This is a genomic window from Desulfovibrio faecalis, assembly GCF_053570625.1.
Genome location: NZ_JBRBQR010000001.1, coordinates 702,919 through 724,545, shown reverse-complemented (window position 1 = coordinate 724,545; position 21,627 = coordinate 702,919). Strand labels below are relative to the sequence as shown.

Genomic DNA, 21,627 nt, shown 5'->3' with positions numbered 1-21,627 from the left:
AAGTCTCCTGTTGAGGGCAATCAGCGCCACAGTCCACTCGGGCGCCAGCGCGGGGGGCGCAGCGTCACAGCGGATTCCGGCAAGGAATGGATCTCGTGAAACGGCAACGCTGATGCTGGCCTGGGCGCCAACGTCAGCAGGCGTGAGATGCGCTCTTGCGTTGCCGGATGCGTGCGCAACCAGGAGGGCTCGGGATTGCCCCATCCCGGCCACAGCCAGGCACGCCAGGAGCGACTGACCCGCTCGATCTTCGCCAGCGCGGACGCCAGCCCTTGCGGGTCGCCGGTCAGTTCCACCGCGAGGCGGTCAGCGTCGAACTCACGCACGCGAGACAAGCCGAGCTGTGCGAGCAGGGCCAGCTGGGGCGATGCGGCCAATAACAATAAACCAGGCCAATAGACCTCCGCCGCGCCAACCAGCAGCGCGGGCAGGCTCAGCAGGATCGCGATCTGTCCCATAAGGGCCAGTAGGCGCGTGAGGCGACTGACGGAATCCGCCAGCCCCATGACGCGCAGATCCTCATTGGCGATGTGCGCGATCTCGTGCGCGAGCACACCCGCCAGCTCGCGTGGGCTCAGGCGGCGCAGCAGGCCATCGGTGAGGGCGATCGATGCCTCCCGCTTCGATCCGGTGGCGAAGGCGTTGACGACGGCACTGGGCACGTAGTGCGGCACCGGCGTTGCGGGCAAACCGGCACGGACGGACAGCTCGTGCAACAGGGCCCAAATTTCCGGGGCTTCGTGCGGGTGCAGCGCCCGGGCGCGGTATAGGCGCAAGGTCAAGGCAGATGCGGCTGCCGGTTCCAGCAGCAGCGTGCCTGCAACGGCAAACAGCGTGAGCCACAGGCCGCTTTCCCCGAACAGCAGGCTTCCTGCGGCGGCTGCGATCCCGACCAGGGTCAGGATCAACAGCCCGGTCTGCAGGCGGTTGAGCCAGCGGTGTTGCAACAACGCCGCGCGCGGGTCATTGGGATGATGACGGATCATGCTCAGATGTCTCGGCGGCGCGGTCGCCGCGCTTGCGCAGCAGCCAGTAGGTCGCACCCAGAGCCAGCGTGGCGCCTGCCAGCGCGGCTATCTTTGCGGGGCTCGCCTCGGGGTCAAGGATCACGAACTTGCGCGCCAGCGCGATCAGACCGATGAGGATCACGGTCTTGACCTGGATGATGCTGTCCCGACGCAGCGCCACGCGAACAATGGAATGCTTGAACTCCATCGCGATCAAGAGCGTCATGATCATGCCGAACACACTCTGGAATACCTTGTGATCCAGGGGATTGAAGGCATCGAGGACCAGCAGCGTGAAGACGATGGCGATGGCTGGAACAGCGACACCACGATGATGACGGCAATCACCGCCGACAGAACGAGGGCGACGACCTGCTCGAAGCGCTCGTAAAAACTCATGATGGCCCATTGGTCACGGAAGACCTGAAATGGGTTAAGGCGTGTTGATTTCATGACGATGAACTCCCTGGAAAACGGCTGCTGTCGAGACGGCGGCGCATTGCGCTGATGTGTCCTTCAATCAGCTCGGTCGACATGCCAAGCGTCGACATCACCTGTTCCGCCAGCCCAATAGCTGCGGCAAAGGATTGCTGATACACGCGCACGTTGGGCATGGCGCGAAATGCATCGGCCGCGGTCGTACTTCTGCATGACACCCACAAGGTCAGCGCCGGACGGCGCTCGGCAATCGCCTGGGCGATGCGCAACGCTTGCTGGGCATGGGCGAACGTCAGCACCACCATGTGCGCATGCGTCAAGCCGGCAGCCAGCAAGGTATCGGGCCGACTGGCATCGCCATGGAACACCGGCGCGCCGGCGGCACGCGCGGCCTCGACCTTCTGCGCGTCCGCCTCCAGCAGCAGATGCGCCACGCCGGCGTGGCGAAGAATCTCGCTGACGGTCAGACCAAGCTCGCCCGCGCCGCAAACGATGACATGGTCTCGATATCGCGCTGTCTGCGCGGCGATCTCGACTTCTTCAGCCTGGGGTGGCTGAATGACGCCGCCGGTGCGGCTCAAGAACCGGGCAAGTACATCGTGATGGCGGATCAGCAGCGGTGCCAGGGCCATGCTGAGCACCAGCGCAACTAGCATGGGTTGTACGACGGTCGCGGGGATCAGATGCTGCTGCAAGACCATGCCCAACAACAGCAGGGCGAACTCGCCGCCATGCCCCAACGCTATGCCCGTGCGCCAGGCATCGAGGGCGGACAGGCGCGTCGCCCGCAAGGCCAGGGTGTTGAGCCCGATCTTGACCGGTACCAGCACTGCCAGCCACGCCAACACCGTCAGCGGTGCCGAAAGAATCTGTGCTCCGTCCAGTTGCAGGCCGATGGTCACGAAGAACACGCCCGACAACACATCGCGAAACGGCCTGAGGTGGCTTTCCATGTGGTGCCGGAAGTCGCTCTCGCCCAGCACCATCCCGGCGAGGAAGGCCCCTAGGGCGGCGGATACGCCGACCGCGTGCGCAGAGGCGGCGGCAGCCACCACCACGCACAAGGAGACGAGCACGAACGATTCCTCGTGGCCCCGCCGCGCCACCCAGCCCAGCAGGCCATGCAACAGACGGCGCGAAGCAACCGCCGCTGCTGCGAACAACACCAGCACGCCCAACACTTCGAGCAGCATGCTCTCGACCTTCGGCGACTCGCCGCGCGCCCAGATCGCCAGCAAGGCCAACAGGGGCACGCTGGCCAGATCCTGAAAGACCAGCACGGCGATGGCGCTGCGGCCATGGCGTGTGGTGAGTTCACCCTGGTCGGCCAACTGCCGGCTGACCAGCGCCGTGGAAGACATGGCCGCCGCAGCGCCGAGCAGCGCAGCGCTCTGAGCTGGCTGCCCCAACCCCATCAGCATCAGGGTCAGAGGTGCGGCCACAACGACCATCTGCAAACTGCCAGCCACCAGTACGGTCTTGCGAGTGAGCCAAAAGTGCCCGAGGGAGAACTCCAGCCCAACCATGAACAGCAGCAGGGCCACGCCCAGCTCGGACAGAAAATCAAGCGCTTCTCCCGGCGCGACTACACTGCTGACCGAAGGGCCCAGCAAGGCGCCGACGGCGAGGTAACCCAGCAAGGCGGGTACTCTGAACGCCGCCGTCGCCACCGCCGCGAGGCTGCATGCCGCCAGCAGGATCAGGGTGGCGCCGAGCAAGTCCTGCATCGGTCAGCGCCCCACCTGTGCAGATGCCCAGCGCACGATGTCCTGCGCGCCCAAGGCGCCGGCCTGACGCCCGATCTCCCGCCCACCCTGGAACAGGGCGAGCGTCGGAATGCTGCGGATGCCGAACTGCGCGGCCAGGTGGGGTTCTGCCTCGGTATTGACCTTGGCCAGCCTGACCCTGGGTTCGAGCTGGCGCGCCGCTTGCTGGAACTGCGGGGCCATCATCTTGCACGGCCCGCACCAAGGTGCCCAGAAATCGACCAACAGTGGCAGGTCGCTGCGCTCCACGTGGCGCGAGAACGTCGCCGTGGTCAACTCGATGGGTTCGCCCGTGAACAAGGGCTGCTGGCAGCGGCCGCAGTTGGGATGTTCCGATAGCTTCGCAGTCGGTACGCGGTTGATGGACTGGCAATGCGGACAGACGAGGTGAAGATCATTCTTCATGGTTCGCCTCCTTGGACCACAGTGAGGCTGCCGCGCTTCGGGTCACAGACAATGCCGACCAATCAACGCCTTGGAGCCAATCGTTCCCGTCTTTGCTTACTCCGGCCTCTTCCAAATGAGCAGCGATGAACGCTTCGGCCTGCATCAGCCACCTTTGGACAGTATCTTCCTTACTAGGAATCAGCAGGATTTCAGAGACGCTGCTGGCATCCAGCCCGTCCACACGGATAAGCAGAAAAATGCGCCGCCACAAACGCGGCATGTCCTTCAGTAGGTCGAATGCAAAAGCGAACTCGCTCGACCAATCAACTAGCTCCTCCTGTTCCGCGATCGTTGCGGCATCGGGATGCTGACTGTCAGCGATGATATCGGCCAGCCTGAGTGTGTCATCGGGCTGATAAAATTCGAAGACTTCCTCTTCCACCATGGCCTCGGCGACGTCCTGGGCATCCGCTTCGACCGGCGCGTCCAGAGAAACGAATTCGCCAAATTGCCGGCTGTTTGCCACTTCGTGATCCAGGACGGCGAACAGATGCTTCAGAAGACCGAAGTAAGCCGCTTTTTCTTCCGGCACGGATTGCCATTCCACCTCAGCTTGGACAATCGCTTCATCCACCACGTCGCGCAGCGTCGGATAATCGCGCGGTAGATCGCCGACGGCCCGCAGATAAGCCAGCTCACGCCTTGCGACAGCCTCAAGTTTCGACAGTAGAGGCATTCGGGTCACCTCGGCCTCATGGGCGGCTGATGCGGGTTTTGCGGCAATCCGCACCTTGAGCTCGCGCAAGCGCTCGCGTCGTGCTTTGCGCTTGATTTGATCCTGAGCATGCAGTCGGTCAAAATGCTTCTTGTCCTGACGGAACAACGACTGTGCGAGCATCTGCGCGAGGGGCGTCAGCTCGTCATGTGATGCAGTAACGCTGACAGTCTTTTTGCCGGGCAGGTGCATATAGCCACTGGCCAGAAATTGCCGCTTGATCTTGTCGCGATCAAGGACGATTTGAAGTCGCACTGAATCTTTAGTGTGTTTGTCGAGCAATGGCTTGAGGGCGTGCTCGATCACATTTCCCAAAGCTCTCTGCCAAGGTTCATGAAACTCTTTGTCGATAGAGCTATATTGCATCTGCATGTATGACTCCTTCGATGTCATTTCTATGGAGGTATGAATCGAGGATGCTCATATCCATAGAATTTAGTTTGACCCGCTCTTATCCCTGGCGCGTTTTGCGAAGACGCCAACTCAAGAACAAAAGCGTGACACCATAGACTGCCGCATAGAAGCCCAACAGCCAGCCTGCGGCCAGGAATGACTCGACCGGACGGGAAAAAAATATCCACAAGACGATAGCGCCAAGGACAATCGAGAGCAGTCCACTGAAGGCAAGCCAAATTTCACCCTTGATTTCTTGACGCAGCCGAACGGCGGCGGATATCTCCAGCACACCGGTGAAAATCGCCCAGAAGCCCACGCTAGCCCATAAAAAAGAAGCCAAGACTATCGTGGCGACCCAAGGAGCAACCAGGACGACGACGCCGGTAAGTATGCCGACAATGCCGCTGAACAGCAGCCAGCCCCAGCGCTCTTTTTTCTGGATATGGCGCACCGCTGCAACCAAGTTGAAAGCGCCATTGACCAAGGAAAATGCGCCGAACATGATGGTCATGGCCAACAGAGCCGATTGTGGCATCCAGAACGCAAGGGCTGCAAAAATCAATGCCAAGACACCGCGCAGCACAAAAAGCCACCAATTTTGGCTCAGCGAACACAGTGCTTTGGTGGGGTCATCCGCATTGGAATTAGCGATGGTGTCTGTGTTCATGCAATATCTCCTAAAGATCTATACAAAATAAAAAATCAAACGCTCATGGGACAAGAGAGGGGGCGCTATGCGCCCCCTCTCCAGCGGTTTCAGAACAACTTGGACAGCTTTGCCTTGATTTCATCGAGCCAGCCTTTTCCGCCGCCTCCCCCAGCCGTCTTTTGCTTGACTTTCTTGAGTTCAGCATACAGGGGCTCAAAGTCCTTCTTCTTTCCATAGCCCAGCAGTTCTGCCATTTCCAACTGCTGCCGCGCTTCGTTCAATAATGTCTCCAGGCGCTCATTGGACGCTTCGCTCCGCTGACCATCTTCTACCAAGGTCTCGGCGCGCTTCAGGAGCAGCCTGGCGCGCAGGGCGGGCAGCGGATGCACGCTGCGCGTCTCGACCAACGTGCTGAGCGCTGCCTGCAGCGCGGCTTTGGCTTCTTCGATCTTGCCCTTATCGATCAGCGGCACGACTGCCTTCACGGCTGCGGGATAGGACGCCAAAGGGATGTTGGTGACCGTGATCACGATTTCACTGGCCAGCAAAGCCAGCACGTGGCGAGCCTGTTGCACCTCGCCATGTTTGAGGGCATCCAGCGCCTCGTCGGTCATCGCCTCAATGGTTTCCGTGTTGGCGAACAAGTCGTGCACGATGGTGCGCACATCAACGGGGGCCAGGGCGAGCGTGGGTTCGCGCGCAACGATCAGCTCCAGCTTTCCCGTCACTTCGGCCAGCGTTGCCAATGCGCGTGCAGCGTCCTTGCCGTCAAGTGCGGCCAGCGCTGATTTGGTCAGCGCCAAGGCCGAGACGGCCTCATCGAGGACTTGTTTACGTTTGTCTGCCGCCTGCGAGTCCATTTCCTTCTGAACCTCAGGCTGTACCTCCGTGACGACTTCAGGCTTGGCCTCTGGACTGACAGGAAGGCTGCTTACCGCGGCCTGTTCGTTTATTCCTTCGTTCGTCGCATTGGGATTCGATGTTTGCTCATTCATGGTGATATGCCTCGTATGAGCTAGTGAAAATAGGCGAATCTATTGGGGCTGACTGCGAACATCGCGAGACTGACCGACCGAACAGTCGGCCCCTTCATCACCTCAAAACAGCTTTTGGAGGCGCGTCTTCAACTCGTCGAACCATCCCTTGCCGCTTTTGCCACCAGCCGACTTTTGCTCAATGGACTTCACCTGATCGAAGATGGGTTTGAAATCCGCCTTCTTGCCATAACCCAGGATCTGCGCCAGCTCGATTTCCGTGCGCACGTAGGCCAGCAGGGCGCTGAGCTCCTCGTTCTGCTTGGCATCGCGCTTGTCGGTCTCGGCCAGCTTTTCAGCTTTTGCCATCGCGGCTTCAGCCCGTAGCACGGGCAGAGGAAAGGCGACCGAGGTCACCACCAGCGTGTTCAGTGCTCGGGCGAGTTCCGCCTTGGCGTCGTCGATCTTGCCGCTGTCGATGAGCCGTGCGGCCGACTTGATCGCTGCCGGGTACGTTGCCATCGGCAGGTTGTCGGTTTCGATCACGATTTCGCTGGCCAGATTGGCAACGATGGGCCGGGCCTTTTGCACCTCGCCATCACCCAACAACTCCTGAGACAACTTGACCGCTTTCTTTACCGATTCCACGTTGGCGTGGATATCGTGGGTGATGACGCGTACATCGACGGGCGCCAAAGCAAGTTTTGGGTCACGCGCCAATACCAGTTCCAGCTTTCCGCTGGCCAGTTCCAGCGCAGCGAGCGCCTCCTTGGTCTTCTTTGCATCAAGGAGGATCAATGCCTCATGGGTCTTGGCCAGCGCAGTGATTGCATCTTGGGCGAGTTCGGCGCGCTTTTCCGCGGCTTCCCGGGCGACCTTGTCATCTACCTGTGGCTGTGCCGCCTTGGATGCGGCAGAGGGTGCTGCAGCACCTGGGCTAGAACCTGCCGCCGATTGGGCCAGAGCCGGTCCGCTCAGTCCGACGACGACCGCCAGGGCAAGTGCGGAGAAGATGTATTGTGGCTGTTTGATATTCATGATCTTGGGCTCCTAATTAAAGTTAGTTGACTGAGATTTCAATCTGTTTCGGTTTGGCTTGCTCGGCCTTGACAAGCCGCACTTCCAGCACGCCGTCTTTCATGGAAGCCGTCACCTTGGTCGGATCAACGTTGTCAGGCAAGACAAAGCTGCGCACAAAGCGGCCATACGCACGTTCGATGCGGTGGAACTTCTTGCCCTGCTCCTCTTTTTCCAGTTTGCGCTCGCCGCTGATGGTGAGCACACCGTTTTCCGCGCTGACGCGCACGGCATCCTTGGGGACCTCCGGCAGATCCAGCTTGAGGAGGAATGCGTTCTCATCCTCGCTGATATCCACCATTGGTGCCCAGTCCGCCGTGGTCATGGCTTCGTTGCCGGTACGGGCGCCCTGTCGCTGGGGTGTCCGTCCGAACATCGTCGCCAGGCGGTTTTGCAATTCATCCAGTTCCCGGAAGGGGTCCCACGGAGTCAATGCAGACATATCGGTTCTCCTTGAACAATGCCGGCGAATTGGATGACGCACCGAACAGAGCCGCCGGTTCACTCTGAACAGCGCCTACTACTTTTCGTTTCTATCAAGAACAAGTCCTTGGGTCAATTGAAGGATGTCGTTCTCGTCGAGCGTTTCCCGCGCCAGCAGTTCGCGCGCACAACGCTCCAGCACCGCGCGGTTGGTGTCGAGGATCCGGTAGGCGCGCTCGAACACGCCCATCACGATGTCGCGGATGGCCTGATCGATGCGCGCCTGGGTCGATTCGGCCACCCGGCAGCCGCCGTGGGCCAGTTCCGGTGTATCGAGAAAGCGTGGCCGCTGCGCCTCGAAGGCGATGTAGCCCAGTCCTTCGTCCATGCCAAAGCGGGTGATCATGTCGCGGGCGATGTCGGTGGCTCGCGCCAGATCGTCCGCCGCCCCGGTAGACAACTCGCCGAACACCAGCTTTTCGGCGGCACGCCCGCCCAGCAGTACGGCGATCTTGTGCTCGAGATCGGTACGCGTCATCAGGAAGCGGTCTTCGGTGGGGCGCTGCAAGGTGTAGCCCAGCGCGCCGATGCCGCGCGGGATGATCGAGATCTTGTGCACGGGGTCGGTGCCGGGCAGCGCCAGCGCCACCAGCGCATGGCCCATCTCGTGATAGGCCACGGTTTCCCGCTCCTTGGGATTGAGTAATCGGTTCTTCTTCTCCAGGCCCGCCACGATGCGCTCGATGGCGGCGGTGAAATCCTGCAACTCCACGGCGGACGCTTTGCGCCGGGTCGCGGCCAGCGCGGCCTCGTTGACCAGGTTCGCGAGGTCTGCACCCGAAAAGCCCGTGGTCAGCGCAGCCACCTGTTCGAGATCGATATCCTGAGCCAGCGTCACCTTCTTGACGTGGACTTTCAGGATGTCCAGCCGTCCCTTCTTGTCGGGCCGGTCCACCAGCACCTGGCGGTCGAAGCGGCCGGCGCGCAGCAGCGCCTGGTCGAGGATTTCGGGGCGGTTGGTGGCGGCGAGGATGATCAGCCCCACCGAGCTGTCGAAGCCGTCCATCTCGGTGAGCAGCTGGTTGAGCGTCTGCTCACGCTCGTCGTGGCCGCCGATGGGCCCGCCGACGCCGCGTGCACGGCCCAGCGCGTCGAGTTCATCGATGAAGATGATGGCCGGCGCCTGCCCGCGCGCCTGCTCGAACAGGTCGCGCACCCGCGCCGCGCCCACGCCGACAAACATCTCGACGAACTCCGAGCCGGGGATAGAGAAGAACGGTACCCCGGCCTCGCCCGCCACGGCCTTGGCCAGCAGGGTCTTGCCCGTGCCGGGCGGGCCAACCAGCAACACACCTTTCGGGATGCGCGCGCCGAGGCGGCCGTAATCCTGCGGGTTCTTCAGGAAGTCGACGATTTCGACCAGCTCGGCCTTGGCCTCATCGACACCCGCGACATCGGCAAAGGTGACGCCGGTGTTCTTCTCCATGAACACCTTGGCGCGACTCTTGCCGATGCTCAGGAAACCACCCATGCCCTGCTTCTCGGCGAAGCGGCGGAACAGGAAGAACCAGACGCCGAAGAAGGCCACGGCCGGCAGAATCCAGGAGAGCACATCACGCAGCCAGGTGCTTTCCACCACTCGCGCGTAGGACACATCGTATTTCGACAGCTGCTCGGCCAGGTCGGGTTCGACGCGGGTGGCCACGATGGTGGTCTTGCCCCGGCTGTCCGGCGACTTCAGGCGCCCGGTGACCGTGCGGTCCGACACCAGCACTTCGGCGACGCGCCCCTCGGCCAGCGCCTTCTCGAATTCGCTGTAGGGCACGGGCTCGACGGTCTTGGCCGCCTGCCAGTAGTTCTGCAGCGTCAGCAGCAACAGGCCGGCGACGATCCAGTAGCCAATGTTCCATTGATCTTTCTTTTCCATGGGCAATGTTCCTCGCAAGTCGTGTCGCTAGAGAATGGGAGTGAACAGACGGGCCACCCCGTCGCGCAAGCGGATGGCCAGCGGGCGGGCGCGCAACGCCATCGCCGATATCTCGTCCGCCGCATCACGGGCGGCATCAAAAAGGGATGACAGCCGCGTAGACAACGCGGTGTCGTACACCTCCACATTGAACTCGAAGTTCAGGCGCAGGCTGCGTGCATCCCAATTGGCCGAACCCAGGCAGCACCACTGGCCGTCTATCAGCATCAGCTTGCTGTGGTCGAACGGGCCCGGCCGTTCGAAGATGCGCACACCGTGCTCAAGCACCTGCCAGTAGTGGGCGCGCGCCGCCCATTGCACCGTGGGATGGTCTCCGTTCGCAGGCGTCAGCACCTCGACGCGCACGCCGCGCAACGCGGCCGTGCTCAGCGCCGCGATCATCGGCTGATCGGGCACGAAGTAAGGTGTCCAGATGCGCACCGAATGCTTCGCCGCGCTCAAAGCGCCCATGAAGGTCCAGCGCATCCTGTCCAGGGCCTCATCGGGACCGGCCTCGATGCCGCGCGCCCAAGAGGTTCCTTGCTCATCAGCCGTTGCGGGCGGTTCGCCCCAGAAACCCTCGTTGAGCCGCTCGCCCGTGGTATCGCACCAATCGTCGGTGAAGCACCGAATCAGATGCGCAACCACCGGCCCGCGCAGACGAAAGTGCAAATCGTGACAGGCCTGCTCCGGCGCATCGGGCCGCCAATACGGGCTGAAGATGTTCATGCCGCCGGTGAAACCCGTCTCGCCATCGATCACCAGCAGCTTGCGGTGATTGCGCAGATGCGCGCCATGCAGGCGCGCGGGAATCAACGTCGGGTTGAACGTCGCCGCCGGAACGCCGGCGCGTTGCAAGGCGCGGTAGGCGCTGCGGGGCCTCCAGCGGGCATAGACGTCGTCGATCAGCACCCGCACTTGCACGCCGCGCTCATGAGCCCGGCGCAGCGCATCGACGAACTGCGCCCCGATGCCTTGGCCGTCGAAGATGTACGAAGCCAGCGCGACGCTGTGCCGCGCCGATTCGATGGCGGCGAGCATGGCCGGGTAGGCCTGCTCGCCATCGATGAGCGGCTCGATGCGGTTGCCGCTGGTCAGCGACTGGCCGGTGGCGCGTCCCACCAGGTACGCCAGGCCGGCAAGCGGCGGCGATACGGGCTCGGGCATCGTGGGCGAGAGGTCCTGCCGAACAGCAGGATCTGCCCCCGGGAAGAGCCGCCGCGCCCGCCGCTGGTAACGGTTGATGCCGAACAGCCCATACAGCAGCGAACCGCCCAGCGGCAACAAGGCGATCAGCAGTACCCACAGCGTGGCCGATCGAGGGTCACGCTTGTAGATGACCGCGTGCCCCGCTATGGGGATAGCGACCGCCAGCGACACGAGGGTGGCTGCCCATGTCAGCCCGTTGGGGTCGGACACGACAGCCTCCTCATGACTCAAGATTCGCCGCCCGCCGGCTTCTTCTTGCGCGCAGGCTTGCTCTCGTCGCTAGGCGGTGCCTCGGCCACGTTCGCGGCATCGGGCTTTTCAGGCTCGACCGGCTTCGCGGGCGGCTCCTGGCGCTCGAAGACCACCCGTTCGGCCTTGTCATCCCAGCGGGCGTTGGCGTGATCGCCCTTGCCGATGCCACCACCGAGCATCTCGCGCGCCAGTGCCGTCTCCAGCTCGCTGCGGATCAGCCGCTTGAGCTCACGCGCGCCGAACTCGGGCTTGTAGCCTTCCTCCGCGAAGTGATCGATCAAGGTCTGATCGAAGGTCAGCGTCACGCCCTGGCTGGCGGCGTTGCGGGCCACACGATCGAGCTGCAGGCCGACGATATGGCGGATCTCCTCCTTGCCCAGCGCATGGAAGACGATGATCTCGTCGATGCGGTTGAGGAACTCGGGGCGGAAGTGTCCGCGCAGCACGTCCATCACCTCGGACTTGGTCTTCTCGTATTCCTCGCCGGCGGCGCCACGGGCCTTCAGCCGACGCTGGATGATGTCCGAGCCCAAGTTCGAGGTGGCGATGATGATGGTATTGGTGAAATCCACCACCCGGCCCTTGCCGTCGGTGAGCCGCCCGTCGTCGAACACCTGCAGCAGGATGTTGTAGACGTCGGGGTGAGCCTTCTCGATCTCGTCCAGCAGCAACACGCTGTGGGGTTTGCGCCGCACTTTCTCGGTGAGCTGGCCGCCCTCGTCATAGCCCACATAGCCCGGAGGCGCGCCCACCAGGCGTGCCACGGTATGGCGTTCACCGTACTCGGACATGTCGATGCGCAGCAGCGCACCTTCATCGCCATAGATCGACTCGGCCAGCGCCTTGGCGAGTTCGGTCTTGCCCACGCCGGTCGGTCCGAGGAACAGGAAAGTAGCAACCGGCTTGCTGCCCTCGCGCAGCCCCGCCCGCGACAACCGCACGGCATCGGCCACGGCACGTACTGCTTCGTCCTGTCCTACCAGGCGCTCATGCAGCCGCTGTTCCAGATGCAGCAGCTTCTCGCGTTCTTCCACCGTCAGCTCGTTGACCGGAATGCCGGTCAGGCGCGAGACGATCTGCGCGACATGCTCGGCCTTGACTTCGGCGCTGCCCGAGGCGCGCTCGCGTTCCCATTCCTCGACGAGCTTCTTGAGTTCAGTCTCCTTGGCCTCGATGCGCTTGCCCAGCTCGGCGGCCTTGTCGTACTGCTTGCGCGAGGCCACATAGTCCTGCTCACGCCGCAGCTGGTGCAGTTCGGACTCCAGCTCTTGCACCGCCACCGGGCGGGCCGTGGCCGACAGCTTCACGCGTGCGGCCGCCTGGTCGAGCAGGTCGATGGCCTTGTCAGGCAAAAAGCGCGCGGTGATGTAGCGGTCCGACAACTCGGCGGCGGCGATGATCGCATCCTCGGTGATGCTGACCTTGTGGTGCGCCTCGAAGGTGTCGCGCAGGCCGCGCAGGATCATCATGGTCTGCGCTACCGTCGGCTCGGGCACCATCACCGGCTGGAAGCGGCGCTCCAGCGCGGCATCCTTTTCGATGTACTTCTGATACTCGTTGAGCGTGGTGGCGCCGATCAGGTTCAGTTCGCCGCGCGCCATCATCGGCTTAAACACGTTGGCCACGTCCAGCCCGCCTTCGCCGCCACCCTGGCCTGCACCGACGATGGCGTGCACCTCGTCGATGAAGAGAATCAGCTCGCCCTGGTGCTCGGTCACTTCCTTGAGCACCTTCTGCACGCGCTCCTCGAACTCGCCGCGGTACTTGGCGCCTGCCACCATGGCGTTGATGTTGAGTTCGACCAGACGCTTGTCGCGCAGCGTCTCGGGCACTTCGCCGGCGACCATCCGCTGCGCCAGTCCTTCGACAATGGCGGTCTTGCCGACGCCGGGCTCACCGATCAACACCGGGTTGTTTTTCTTGCGCCGGGCCAGCACCTCGATGGTGGTCTCGATCTCCTGCGCACGGCCGATGACCGGATCGAGTTTGCCCTCGCGCGCCATCTTGGTGAGGTCGCGCGAGTATTTATCCAGCTCGGGCGTGTTGGTCGGCGTCTCGGCGCGGCCATCCTCGGCCCCCTTGCCGACCACCTTGCTCACCTGCTGGCGCAGCGCTTGCGGCGTGAGGCCGTAACGGCGCAGCAGGTTGGCTGCCAAGCCTTCGCCTTCCTCGGCCAGCCCGATCAGGAAATGCTCCGGGCCGACATAGGAGTGGCTGAGTTCGTTGGATGCCACGAAAGCGCGGCTGAGCGCGTCCTTGACCCGGGGCGACACGCCGATTTCGCCCTCGAACGGCTTCTCGCCGCGCTTGGCTTCGGATTCGATCTGTCGCTTGAGGTCATCGACCTTGATCTTGAACTGCCCCAGGATGGTCTTGACCACGTCGCTGTCGGATAGCGCCAGCAGCAGGTGTTCGGTATCGACTTCGGCGCGCCCGAACTCTGCAGCGTGTCGGGCGGCTTCCTGCAACAGGGCCTCGGACTGTTCGCTGATACGGCTGGCGAGCCCACTGCCGCGACGGCGCGCGGTGCCCGTACCGGCCGGGGCGGGTTCGCCGAACGAGGCATCGACGACCTCGTCGGTATCGGCCGCCATGGACGGTGCGTCGTCACCGATGCGGAAGAAGTCGCTGCCAAGGAAGTCTTCGAACAGCCCGCTGCGCGAGCCGAACAAGGCTTCCAGCGGTGAGACGGTGCGCTTTTGCTGGCGCACCAGTTGGCGATAGTGATCGTCACACAACAGCATGGTGCTGTGGCGACCATTGAGATTGGCTTCCACCCGCACCGTGGCGGGCTGGCCGCAGACCTGGCATTGTTTTCTGGCCATGCTGATGCTCCTGTAAAGATTGATTTGATGAGACGCCGCCGATCACGGCGGCTCATCCTTTTGTGGTTTTGAGAAAAGCGAGCCGACCAGCGTCAGCCGTTGATCGGGATCGAGCGGCCCTGCTTGGGCGCACTGGCCTCGCGCTTTTCCATCGTGATCGTGAGCACGCCGTTCTTGAAAGCGGCCTTGATCGTGTCCTGGTTGGCATCGGCCGGCAGGTTCAGAGCGCGCTGAAAGCTGCCGTAGGAGCGCTCCACCCGGTGGAAACCGCCGTCTTTCGTTTCCTGCTCCTGACGCTTTTCACCGCGCACCAGCAGCACGTCGTTGTCGAGCGTGATCTGGATGTCCTTTTCCTCGACGCCGGGAACCTCCAAAGAAATCTTATACAGCTTGTCGGTTTCCTGGATGTCAAGTGCCGGCTTCAGCAGGCCCGGCCAGTCCGACGGCCATCGCGGCATGGCCAGCGCCGGAAAGCCGAAGCCTCGAAATGCATCGTCAAAGAGGCGGTCGATCTCGCGATGCAATTGCAGGATGGGACTGACGGGCCCACCCGCCACCGGCAGGTCATTGCGCTGCACCGGCAGCGAGGCAGTGCTCTGTTGTTCTTCCTGCTCCTTCTTGAACCAGTTCCAGGGAGCCAATTTCTTGAAATCAATGTCCATGTCACACCTCCAGAAGAAAAATTGAAGACTCTCGCTCACTCCGTTTGCCTGCGGCGACGGACAGCGCGCCCAGACGACACGGAGTGTTCCACTGACTTTGGCTGCTCATCTGTGCGTATCACCTCCTTCTTTCTGCCTGCTTGGATCTGATCATTGATCCATCGATCGATTTCACTTTGACGAAACCGCCACGTCCCGCCGACCTTGAAGGCCGGAATCTCCCCGTGCGAGGCGAGCCGGTAAAGCGTCCGCTTGCCGACTTTCAAGTAGGCAGCCAACTCGTCGAGTGTGAAGATCGCCTGCTGGCGCGCTGTCATACCACCCCCACAAGTTCCGACGTCACGCGGCCTCGCTCGAGGAAATTCTTGCAAGACTTTGCATAATATTATGCCTAACATGCCGAAAGTCAAGAATCAACATCCAGCGACCTGCTGGCCGATGGATGTGACTCCAATCTTCAAGGGCGATGGCCGGGTTGGCCCGATCCGGTGACGACGGCAGCGGGTTGATCGGGACTTTTGTTATTGCATCGTCATCGGGCGTGGCCGTTCGGTTCTACCGGGATGTTGTTTCCACCTGCGCCCGGGCTTGCCGCGAACCTGCCGCCAACATCCGGGAGATGAAAGACTTTGTGAAACGCTACGAAGCGCACTGGGCAGATTGCGCCTGGCAGCCGGAGTGAACCTGTCTGGTTGAGTCAAAGCGCGAGGATTGATCAATGGTAACGGCAGATACACCATTCGAGCAGAAAAAATTGGGCCGCAAGCATATCAAGAGCTTCGCCAGCGGCATCGCTCATATGTTTGCCTGTTCGGCCCAGCATTATGCCTGGCTGGCGTATCAGCACCAGTTGCTGACGGTGGCAATTGACCTCCTGGAACTGCGAATCGAACCATCGGAATTCGACATTGAGAGGAACCGGACTCTTGCCAGTATGTGTCAGAGAACACTCCTCCGAAACGCCGGGCAACTGGCACCACCTGGCGCTGTGGTTACGGCGTCTCTCTCTGCCCACTTCGGGATTGATGACTATTCTGAAGACGGCCGTTCTGCTTCGATTGGTAGGTCCGTTTTCACCGTGATCCTGACCGATGACCGAAGCAAGGAGTGGCGCGTTGACCATGCTGAGGAGCGGATGCTGATGCAATCGTAGCGGAGAACGGTTGGTGCAACTCATATCAACAGAAACCATGAAATATGAGGCGACCATGCCAAAGAAACCAGGATCACATCATGTCGTACCCAACGCCGACGGCGGCTGGGACGTCAAGAAAGACGGCGCGACCCGCAGCAGCGGCCACTTCGACAAGAAGCAGGATGCCGTCGATGCCGGGCGTAAGATCAGCCAGAACCAAGGCACCGAGTTCTACATCCACGGCAAGGACGGGAAGATCCAGAACAAGGACAGCCACGGGAACGATCCGTGTCCGCCGAAGGGATGATGTCAGGATCAATTCGATTCCCGTTTTGGGAACTGAACCGGCGTCCGAAAACCGGATTCGAAGTTGTTGATGAAAAGCCCCAGGTATCCGTTTTTACTGCAACCCGCCACCCTCGTCCGGTGCAGGGAAATCAGGGGAGAAAATCGTTTCTCTGGTCGGATTGTCGGGAAATGGTTGTGCGAGATGACTTCGGAGTTTATTATCAAGGAGTTACGAGGAACGCGGGCTTTGAGACTGTTTTGTGGTAGGTCGTCGTTCCCTCCGATTTTGCCGGTCTGAGAGCTAACGCAAATCGGACTCACCTCAAATCCGCAAAAATTATTCACCCGGATTTCCCGCGTTTCCGACCTTCCGCCAAAGCCGCCTCGCATCGAAACCCAGATTTTTCAATGGGTTGAGCTTCAAGAGTGGTTCAAGACGAGTTCGAGGATTTTTCGGTGGGACAGAGAAAACGCAGGTCCGAAAGTGACCCCGAAAAGGAAATGGGGTTGAAACTGTACTTCCCACCCCCGGAGAATGCCCATTCCGGCCAACGGCCAGAAACCCTTTGATGGCAGGAGATTTCCGGCAATCGAAAAATCGGAGCCGTGGTTGTAATTTTTTTCCGCTTAGCAGATGTGTTGCAGCGTCGAACGCTCGTCTGAGGAAATCGAAGTGGCCGTTCAGGAAATCCGCTTGATCTTTCCTTCCCGATTCTTTATTTTAGGATGTGCAATGAAAATAAAATAAAGACGAACCTTATTTTAGGTTCGAGGCGGGCAGGATGAAGCGAGAACTCCAAGGCAGATACGTGACCATATCGACGGTGGGTGAGAAGGCCCAGGCCTTCGTGCCCGCGCCGCTGCCGCCACGTCCAGCCATCGAGTGGACGGCGGAGCTGCGCAGCAAGTTCGATCAGGCGCTGCTGGCGCTCGGGCGGCTGGACAGCGTCTCGACCCTGCTACCGGACACCTCGCTGTTCCTTTATATGTACGTCCGTAAGGAAGCGGTGCTCTCCTCGATGATCGAGGGAACGCAGTCGTCCCTGTCGGATCTGCTGCTGTTCGAACTGGATCAAGAGCCCGGCGTTCCGCTGGATGACGTGCGGGAGGTCAGTAACTATGTTGCGGCCCTCGACCATGGCCTGCGCCTGCTGGAGGAAGGGCTACCGCTGTCGCTGCGGCTGTTCCGTGAGATCCACGGTGTGCTGCTGAAGAAGGGCCGGGGCAGCAATCAGACCCCAGGGGAATTTCGGCGCAGCCAGAACTGGATCGGCGGCACCCGGCCGGGCAACGCGGCCTTTGTTCCACCGCCTGCCGAAGAAGTGCTGGAGTGCATGAGCAAGCTGGAGCTTTTCCTCCACGACCAGCCGGAGCCGACCCCGGTACTGCTCAAGGCGGCGCTGGCCCATGTGCAGTTCGAGACGATCCACCCGTTCCTAGATGGTAATGGCCGTCTGGGTCGTCTGCTGATCGCGCTGCTCCTGTGCGAGCAGAAAGTGCTGCGGGAGCCGATGCTCTACCTCAGCCTCTATTTCAAGACGCACCGCCAGTATTACTACGAACTGCTCAACAACGTGCGCATGACCGGTGATTGGGAAGCCTGGCTCGACTTCTTTGCTGAGGCCGTGATCGTCACTGCCACCCAGGCGGTGGAAACGGCCCAGCAGCTCCTCGACCTGTCGAACCAGGACCGTGACAAGATCAGTGGGCTGGGACGGGCGGCTTCATCCACCCTGCAGGTTCACCGGGCACTCATGGAGCATCCCATCGCCACCTCGGGCTCGCTGGTGGAGAAGACCGGCATCACCCCGGCCACGGTCAACAAGGCGCTCGGTCACCTCGAGCAGCTTGGCATCGTCAAGGAGCTGACCGCCCAGAAACGCAACCGCCTGTTCAGCTATGCGGGCTATATCGAGATCATGAGTCGCGGTACGGAACTGCCGGGCAGGTAGGCCAGTTCGATTCCGGTTTTCGGAATCGAATCAGATTCGTTGGGAGATTGTTCCTGGTATCCGCGCGGGTTGCAAACCCAGCATCCTCGTCCGGAGCTTGGAAATCGGGAGAGAAAAGTTGCTTCCTCGGTGGGAACTTGGGGCTCGACTTGACTTCCTATGTGAATCCCTTGTTTTTCAATGTGTTACGGGGAAGATTGAAGCTTGAGACTGAGTTGCGGTCGAGCGCTGTTTGCTCCACCAAAACGCTGGCCAAGCCCCTCAGAACGCCCAACGCACGGGGTGCAGACCAGGTTGTCTGAGGGGCTTTTTGCGTGCGGTGAGCGTCTCCCGCAGGCAGAGCATGGTTGATTCCAGCCATGCGCAGCTCAGTATGGTTCGTCAATGCGCTCTGCTCAAAATAGCCCGTCCCGGCCTGTATTAATTATGTGCCCAAAGGCGAATTCGGCCCTGACTCTTGTTCTTATGCAGGAAATCGACAGAGCCTTTACCGAATGGCCGTTCCTAGGAGTGCGCCAGATGCGTGATTATCTGGTCTGCTGGGCTATAGCGTGGGCAGAAAACGCGTTCGGCGTCTTATGCGCCTGATGGGGCTGATGGCGGTGTACCAAAAGCCCAAAACCAGTATTCCTCATCCAGAGCATACGCGCTACCTGTATCTCTTGCGGGGATTGTCCATCACCAGACCCAATCAGGTCTGGTGAGCGAATATCACGTACATCCCCATGCGCAAAAGGATTTTTGTACCTGGTGGCCGTTATGGACTGGCGCAGTAACAAGGTGCTGTCCTGGAGACTTTCCAACACCATGGACGCGGATTTTTGTGTCGCGGCCCTGGAAGAAGCCTTGGCGAACCACGGCAAACCCGATATCTTCAACACCGAGCAAGGCAGCCAATTCACTAGCTTCGCGTTCACCAATGTCTTGCGGGAGAACGGTATCCGCATTTCCATGGATGGCCGTGGCCGCTGGCTGGACAATGTCTTCATCGAACTCCTCTGGCGCTCGCTCAAGTATGAATGCGTGTATCTGCACGCTTTTGAAACCGGCTCCCAAGCTCGTGCCGAAATCGGCAGATGGATCGACTTTTACAATCGGCTCCGGCCTCACAGCAGCTTGGGAGGCTTGCCTCCGGACACTTACTACGAACAAGGGCTTGTAAAGGCAGCCTGATAAGGGAAAAACAAGCTAACGAATCGCTGTCTGCTGTCCGAACAATGGGGACCACCTCTATACTCTGCTTTAAACCCGTCAATCTTGACATATGAATCTAAGAACGAAACGCAGAAGATAGACCTACGAAAGCACCCCCAGGTAGCTAAAATTGTTATTCATCCAAGTTTAAGAATATATTATTCTTTCAAGAACACCATAGTAAGATTTCAAACAACCTGAAAACCCTGTCCAGCGCTAAGCTGGGCGGGGTTTGTCATTTTGCTATCCAAGGAGAATTTTCATATGAACCAATACCAATCAGAAAGCATCACCGACTTGGCCAAGGCCTTGCTCAACGTCCAGCGCACCGTGCAACCTATGGCCAAGGATGCTGAAAATCCTTTTACCAAAAGCTGGTACGCCAGCCTCAAAAGCGTCATGGACGCCTGTCGCGATGCGCTTATCGAAAACGGCATCTGGCTGTGCCAGTACCCTGTGCCTGCGGAGCAGCCCAACTCTCTCGGCCTGGTCACCAAGCTCACCCATGCGGAGTCCGGGCAGTGGCAAAGCTCTCTGGCCGTGGTTCCTTTGCCCAAGGCCGACCCGCAGGGCATGGGATCGGCAATTACTTATGCTCGCCGCTACGCGTTAACCGCCATGTTGGGCATGGTAACCGAAGATGACGATGGCGAAGGGGCTAAAAATGGCAAAAAATCGCCTACCCGACCCAAATTGCCCGTAATCGCCCCTGGATCGCAAAAAACGCGGCAACGCGAGCCTTCCATCAAAAACAACCTTTCAAGCCCCTCAAATCGCCCGTCATCCAGCCTTGAAAGCCTTCCACCACTTGAAGGCGTCACCTACCAGCAAGTTACAGCTCAGGACGGACGCCCTTGCATCATTGCCACCGGCAATACACAAGCCAAAAAGGAATTACTTACCGGCTCGGGCTTCCTCTGGAGCCCGCAGAGAAAATTGTGGTGGAAATATGTTGATGCTGCATAGAAAAAATCAAAACACCGAGTGAAAGGGCTGCCTGATGGCGGCCTTTTCACGTTTATGGAGGCTAAACCATGGAACAGATGGACCGCACGGAAGGATTGAGGGCGTTAATCAGGCAAGGTCTGCAGGCCGTTGCCCACAACGACACACTTGCCCACCTAGGCGACCGCTCCTGCTATGTGGGAATGAGCGATATCGGCCAGCACTGGGAATGCCCACGGTCTGCATTGGCCAGAAAGGTGCTCCCCACCACAAACAGCCTGGAGCGCCTGCTTACGCTGCAGCGAGGGCACTGGTTTGAATCTGGGGTTGGGCAGGCACTGACATCGTTGGGCCTGCATATTTTGCCCCAGCTTGAGATTAACTGGCAGCATCAGGGCGTGCCCATCAAAGCCCATCTTGATTTTGTGCTGGTCTGGGGTGCGCCCGTCAATGCCATACGGATTCTGGAAGTGAAGAGTACGGACAAGCTGCCAGCTTCGCCTCACGATTCCCATCTGCTGCAACTACACGGGCAAATCGGCTTTTTGGTAAAAGCATGGAACAAGCCCTTCTTCAGCCTCCGTGCTGAGGACGGTACGCTTCTGCATGAGAAGATGACCTTCCCTCAACTTTGCCGTGCCCAACTTGGCCTTCAGTTGCCCAAGCAAGCTGAGAAACTGAGTATAGAAGCCTGGCTGCTCTGCCTTTCCATGAAGGACGTGACCACCTTTGGTCCCTACACTTTCAATCAGGCCATGCTGGATACGGCCCTTGATCATGCGGTCCAACTCTGGGGCGACCTCACGGCCCACCGTGCCGGGAATTTGTCCCTTTCACAGGTAACCTGCGCCCAAGGTTTTTACCCAATCTGTTCCTACTGCGAATACAATGGCGACTGCCCCAAGTTCCCACAGGGCGTGCATATGCCGCAATGGGAACCGGCACTTGAAAAGCTGGCGGCCCTCAAGGAGCAGCGCACCGCTTTAGATAGCGAAATCAAAGAGATGGAAACTGTGCTCAAACTTGTTCACCGCCAGGCTGGCACACGGGATTGGGTAGACACGGGAAACTACCGATTCCGCATGTCTGTGACAGCAGGTCGAACCACGTTGGACAAGGATGCTCTGCGGGAGGAGTTGACCGAGATTTTTCATGCGGAGCATTTGGGAGACATCGACGTAAACGCCTTGCTGGCCCGCTGTGAGCGTACGGGCTCACCTTTCGAAAAATTGAGCATTTCGCCCATAAACTGAAAGATGTTTAGCTGATAGCCATCCCCCTCACTTTTATCACATTCACTACAACCG

19 protein-coding genes and 2 pseudogenes are annotated in these 21,627 nt (G+C 60.3%); 7 read left to right on the top strand and 14 right to left on the bottom strand.

Annotated elements, in window-relative coordinates:
* Positions 1-20: 20 nt before the first annotated feature.
* From ACUZ79_RS03160 to ACUZ79_RS03095, 14 genes and pseudogenes are all read right to left on the bottom strand, one after another.
* Complete coding sequence (locus ACUZ79_RS03160; protein WP_192112120.1) at positions 21-986, bottom strand: zinc metalloprotease HtpX; 966 nt, start codon at positions 984-986, stop codon at positions 21-23.
* Positions 964-1,460, bottom strand: a pseudogene (gene psiE-GI / locus ACUZ79_RS03155) (heat resistance protein PsiE-GI). Before psiE-GI ends, ACUZ79_RS03160 begins: the two are co-directional and overlap by 23 nt.
* Positions 1,457-3,172, bottom strand: coding sequence for a heat resistance system K+/H+ antiporter KefB-GI (kefB-GI, locus tag ACUZ79_RS03150; RefSeq protein ID WP_192112118.1), 1,716 nt, complete (start codon positions 3,170-3,172; stop codon positions 1,457-1,459). Before kefB-GI ends, psiE-GI begins: the two are co-directional and overlap by 4 nt.
* Positions 3,173-3,175: 3 nt before the next feature.
* Positions 3,176-3,616 carry a heat resistance system thioredoxin Trx-GI gene (gene trx-GI, locus ACUZ79_RS03145; protein WP_012761376.1) on the bottom strand — a complete coding sequence of 147 codons (441 nt, stop codon included), beginning with the start codon at positions 3,614-3,616 and terminating at the stop codon, positions 3,176-3,178.
* Entirely contained in the window at positions 3,606-4,745 is a 1,140-nt protein-coding gene (locus ACUZ79_RS03140; protein WP_192112117.1) for a hypothetical protein, read from the bottom strand. The genes trx-GI and ACUZ79_RS03140 overlap by 11 nt, the downstream gene beginning before the upstream one ends.
* A gap of 79 nt (positions 4,746-4,824) precedes the next feature.
* Positions 4,825-5,436 carry a heat resistance membrane protein HdeD-GI gene (gene hdeD-GI / locus ACUZ79_RS03135; RefSeq protein WP_016451631.1) on the bottom strand — a complete coding sequence of 204 codons (612 nt, stop codon included), beginning with the start codon at positions 5,434-5,436 and terminating at the stop codon, positions 4,825-4,827.
* Between the two features lie 89 nt (positions 5,437-5,525).
* The gene (gene yfdX2, locus ACUZ79_RS03130; RefSeq protein WP_192112116.1) at positions 5,526-6,413 is read right to left on the bottom strand and encodes a heat resistance protein YfdX2; all 888 of its coding nucleotides are present in this window, start codon (positions 6,411-6,413) and stop codon (positions 5,526-5,528) included.
* A 102-nt stretch (positions 6,414-6,515) separates the two neighbouring features.
* The gene (yfdX1, locus tag ACUZ79_RS03125; RefSeq protein ID WP_175658527.1) at positions 6,516-7,430 is read right to left on the bottom strand and encodes a heat resistance protein YfdX1; all 915 of its coding nucleotides are present in this window, start codon (positions 7,428-7,430) and stop codon (positions 6,516-6,518) included.
* 22 nt (positions 7,431-7,452) lie between these two features.
* Entirely contained in the window at positions 7,453-7,911 is a 459-nt protein-coding gene (hsp20-GI, locus tag ACUZ79_RS03120; RefSeq protein ID WP_032174845.1) for a small heat shock protein sHSP20-GI, read from the bottom strand.
* A gap of 78 nt (positions 7,912-7,989) precedes the next feature.
* A complete protein-coding gene (gene ftsH, locus ACUZ79_RS03115; RefSeq protein ID WP_449250680.1) occupies positions 7,990-9,819 on the bottom strand; it encodes an ATP-dependent zinc metalloprotease FtsH in 1,830 nt (609 codons plus the stop codon).
* 27 nt (positions 9,820-9,846) lie between these two features.
* Positions 9,847-11,277, bottom strand: a complete 1,431-nt coding sequence (cls, locus tag ACUZ79_RS03110) for a cardiolipin synthase (RefSeq protein WP_129350690.1) — start codon at positions 11,275-11,277, stop codon at positions 9,847-9,849.
* A 17-nt stretch (positions 11,278-11,294) separates the two neighbouring features.
* The gene (gene clpK / locus ACUZ79_RS03105) at positions 11,295-14,144 is read right to left on the bottom strand and encodes a heat shock survival AAA family ATPase ClpK (RefSeq protein ID WP_227119036.1); all 2,850 of its coding nucleotides are present in this window, start codon (positions 14,142-14,144) and stop codon (positions 11,295-11,297) included.
* 92 nt (positions 14,145-14,236) lie between these two features.
* Positions 14,237-14,806 (bottom strand): Hsp20/alpha crystallin family protein, encoded by a 570-nt coding sequence (locus tag ACUZ79_RS03100; RefSeq protein WP_092193030.1) that lies wholly within the window; start codon positions 14,804-14,806, stop codon positions 14,237-14,239.
* A gap of 35 nt (positions 14,807-14,841) precedes the next feature.
* Positions 14,842-15,123 carry a helix-turn-helix domain-containing protein gene (locus tag ACUZ79_RS03095; RefSeq protein ID WP_192112113.1) on the bottom strand — a complete coding sequence of 94 codons (282 nt, stop codon included), beginning with the start codon at positions 15,121-15,123 and terminating at the stop codon, positions 14,842-14,844.
* Positions 15,124-15,311: 188 nt separating this feature from the next.
* Between ACUZ79_RS03095 and ACUZ79_RS03090 the strand changes: the two genes are divergently transcribed.
* The 7 genes and pseudogenes from ACUZ79_RS03090 (at position 15,312) to ACUZ79_RS03060 (ending at position 21,573) form a co-directional block, all read left to right on the top strand.
* Complete coding sequence (locus tag ACUZ79_RS03090) at positions 15,312-15,488, top strand: hypothetical protein (protein ID WP_227124458.1); 177 nt, start codon at positions 15,312-15,314, stop codon at positions 15,486-15,488.
* Positions 15,489-15,524: 36 nt separating this feature from the next.
* The gene (locus ACUZ79_RS03085; protein WP_011369120.1) at positions 15,525-15,959 is read left to right on the top strand and encodes a hypothetical protein; all 435 of its coding nucleotides are present in this window, start codon (positions 15,525-15,527) and stop codon (positions 15,957-15,959) included.
* Between the two features lie 55 nt (positions 15,960-16,014).
* Positions 16,015-16,248, top strand: coding sequence for a DUF2188 domain-containing protein (locus ACUZ79_RS03080; RefSeq protein WP_045668273.1), 234 nt, complete (start codon positions 16,015-16,017; stop codon positions 16,246-16,248).
* Positions 16,249-17,011: 763 nt separating this feature from the next.
* Positions 17,012-18,181, top strand: coding sequence for a Fic family protein (locus ACUZ79_RS03075; protein WP_192112112.1), 1,170 nt, complete (start codon positions 17,012-17,014; stop codon positions 18,179-18,181).
* Between the two features lie 310 nt (positions 18,182-18,491).
* Positions 18,492-19,354: pseudogene (locus ACUZ79_RS03070) on the top strand (IS3 family transposase); the annotation flags it as partial.
* A 285-nt stretch (positions 19,355-19,639) separates the two neighbouring features.
* Complete coding sequence (locus ACUZ79_RS03065; RefSeq protein WP_192112109.1) at positions 19,640-20,341, top strand: ERF family protein; 702 nt, start codon at positions 19,640-19,642, stop codon at positions 20,339-20,341.
* Between the two features lie 68 nt (positions 20,342-20,409).
* Positions 20,410-21,573: a hypothetical protein gene (locus tag ACUZ79_RS03060; RefSeq protein WP_227119038.1), complete on the top strand. Its 1,164-nt coding sequence runs from the start codon at positions 20,410-20,412 to the stop codon at positions 21,571-21,573.
* Positions 21,574-21,627 lie beyond the last annotated feature (54 nt).

Coding starts and splice junctions, on each gene's coding strand:
- ACUZ79_RS03160 (WP_192112120.1), bottom strand. CDS start 986: ATGATCCGTCATCATCCCAATGACCCGCGCGCGGCGTTGTTGCAACAC.
- kefB-GI (WP_192112118.1), bottom strand. CDS start 3,172: ATGCAGGACTTGCTCGGCGCCACCCTGATCCTGCTGGCGGCATGCAGC.
- trx-GI (WP_012761376.1), bottom strand. CDS start 3,616: ATGAAGAATGATCTTCACCTCGTCTGTCCGCATTGCCAGTCCATCAAC.
- ACUZ79_RS03140 (WP_192112117.1), bottom strand. CDS start 4,745: ATGCAGATGCAATATAGCTCTATCGACAAAGAGTTTCATGAACCTTGG.
- hdeD-GI (WP_016451631.1), bottom strand. CDS start 5,436: ATGAACACAGACACCATCGCTAATTCCAATGCGGATGACCCCACCAAA.
- yfdX2 (WP_192112116.1), bottom strand. CDS start 6,413: ATGAATGAGCAAACATCGAATCCCAATGCGACGAACGAAGGAATAAAC.
- yfdX1 (WP_175658527.1), bottom strand. CDS start 7,430: ATGAATATCAAACAGCCACAATACATCTTCTCCGCACTTGCCCTGGCG.
- hsp20-GI (WP_032174845.1), bottom strand. CDS start 7,911: ATGTCTGCATTGACTCCGTGGGACCCCTTCCGGGAACTGGATGAATTG.
- ftsH (WP_449250680.1), bottom strand. CDS start 9,819: ATGGAAAAGAAAGATCAATGGAACATTGGCTACTGGATCGTCGCCGGC.
- clpK (WP_227119036.1), bottom strand. CDS start 14,144: ATGGCCAGAAAACAATGCCAGGTCTGCGGCCAGCCCGCCACGGTGCGG.
- ACUZ79_RS03100 (WP_092193030.1), bottom strand. CDS start 14,806: ATGGACATTGATTTCAAGAAATTGGCTCCCTGGAACTGGTTCAAGAAG.
- ACUZ79_RS03095 (WP_192112113.1), bottom strand. CDS start 15,123: ATGACAGCGCGCCAGCAGGCGATCTTCACACTCGACGAGTTGGCTGCC.
- ACUZ79_RS03085 (WP_011369120.1), top strand. CDS start 15,525: ATGGTAACGGCAGATACACCATTCGAGCAGAAAAAATTGGGCCGCAAG.
- ACUZ79_RS03080 (WP_045668273.1), top strand. CDS start 16,015: ATGCCAAAGAAACCAGGATCACATCATGTCGTACCCAACGCCGACGGC.
- ACUZ79_RS03075 (WP_192112112.1), top strand. CDS start 17,012: ATGAAGCGAGAACTCCAAGGCAGATACGTGACCATATCGACGGTGGGT.
- ACUZ79_RS03065 (WP_192112109.1), top strand. CDS start 19,640: ATGAACCAATACCAATCAGAAAGCATCACCGACTTGGCCAAGGCCTTG.
- ACUZ79_RS03060 (WP_227119038.1), top strand. CDS start 20,410: ATGGAACAGATGGACCGCACGGAAGGATTGAGGGCGTTAATCAGGCAA.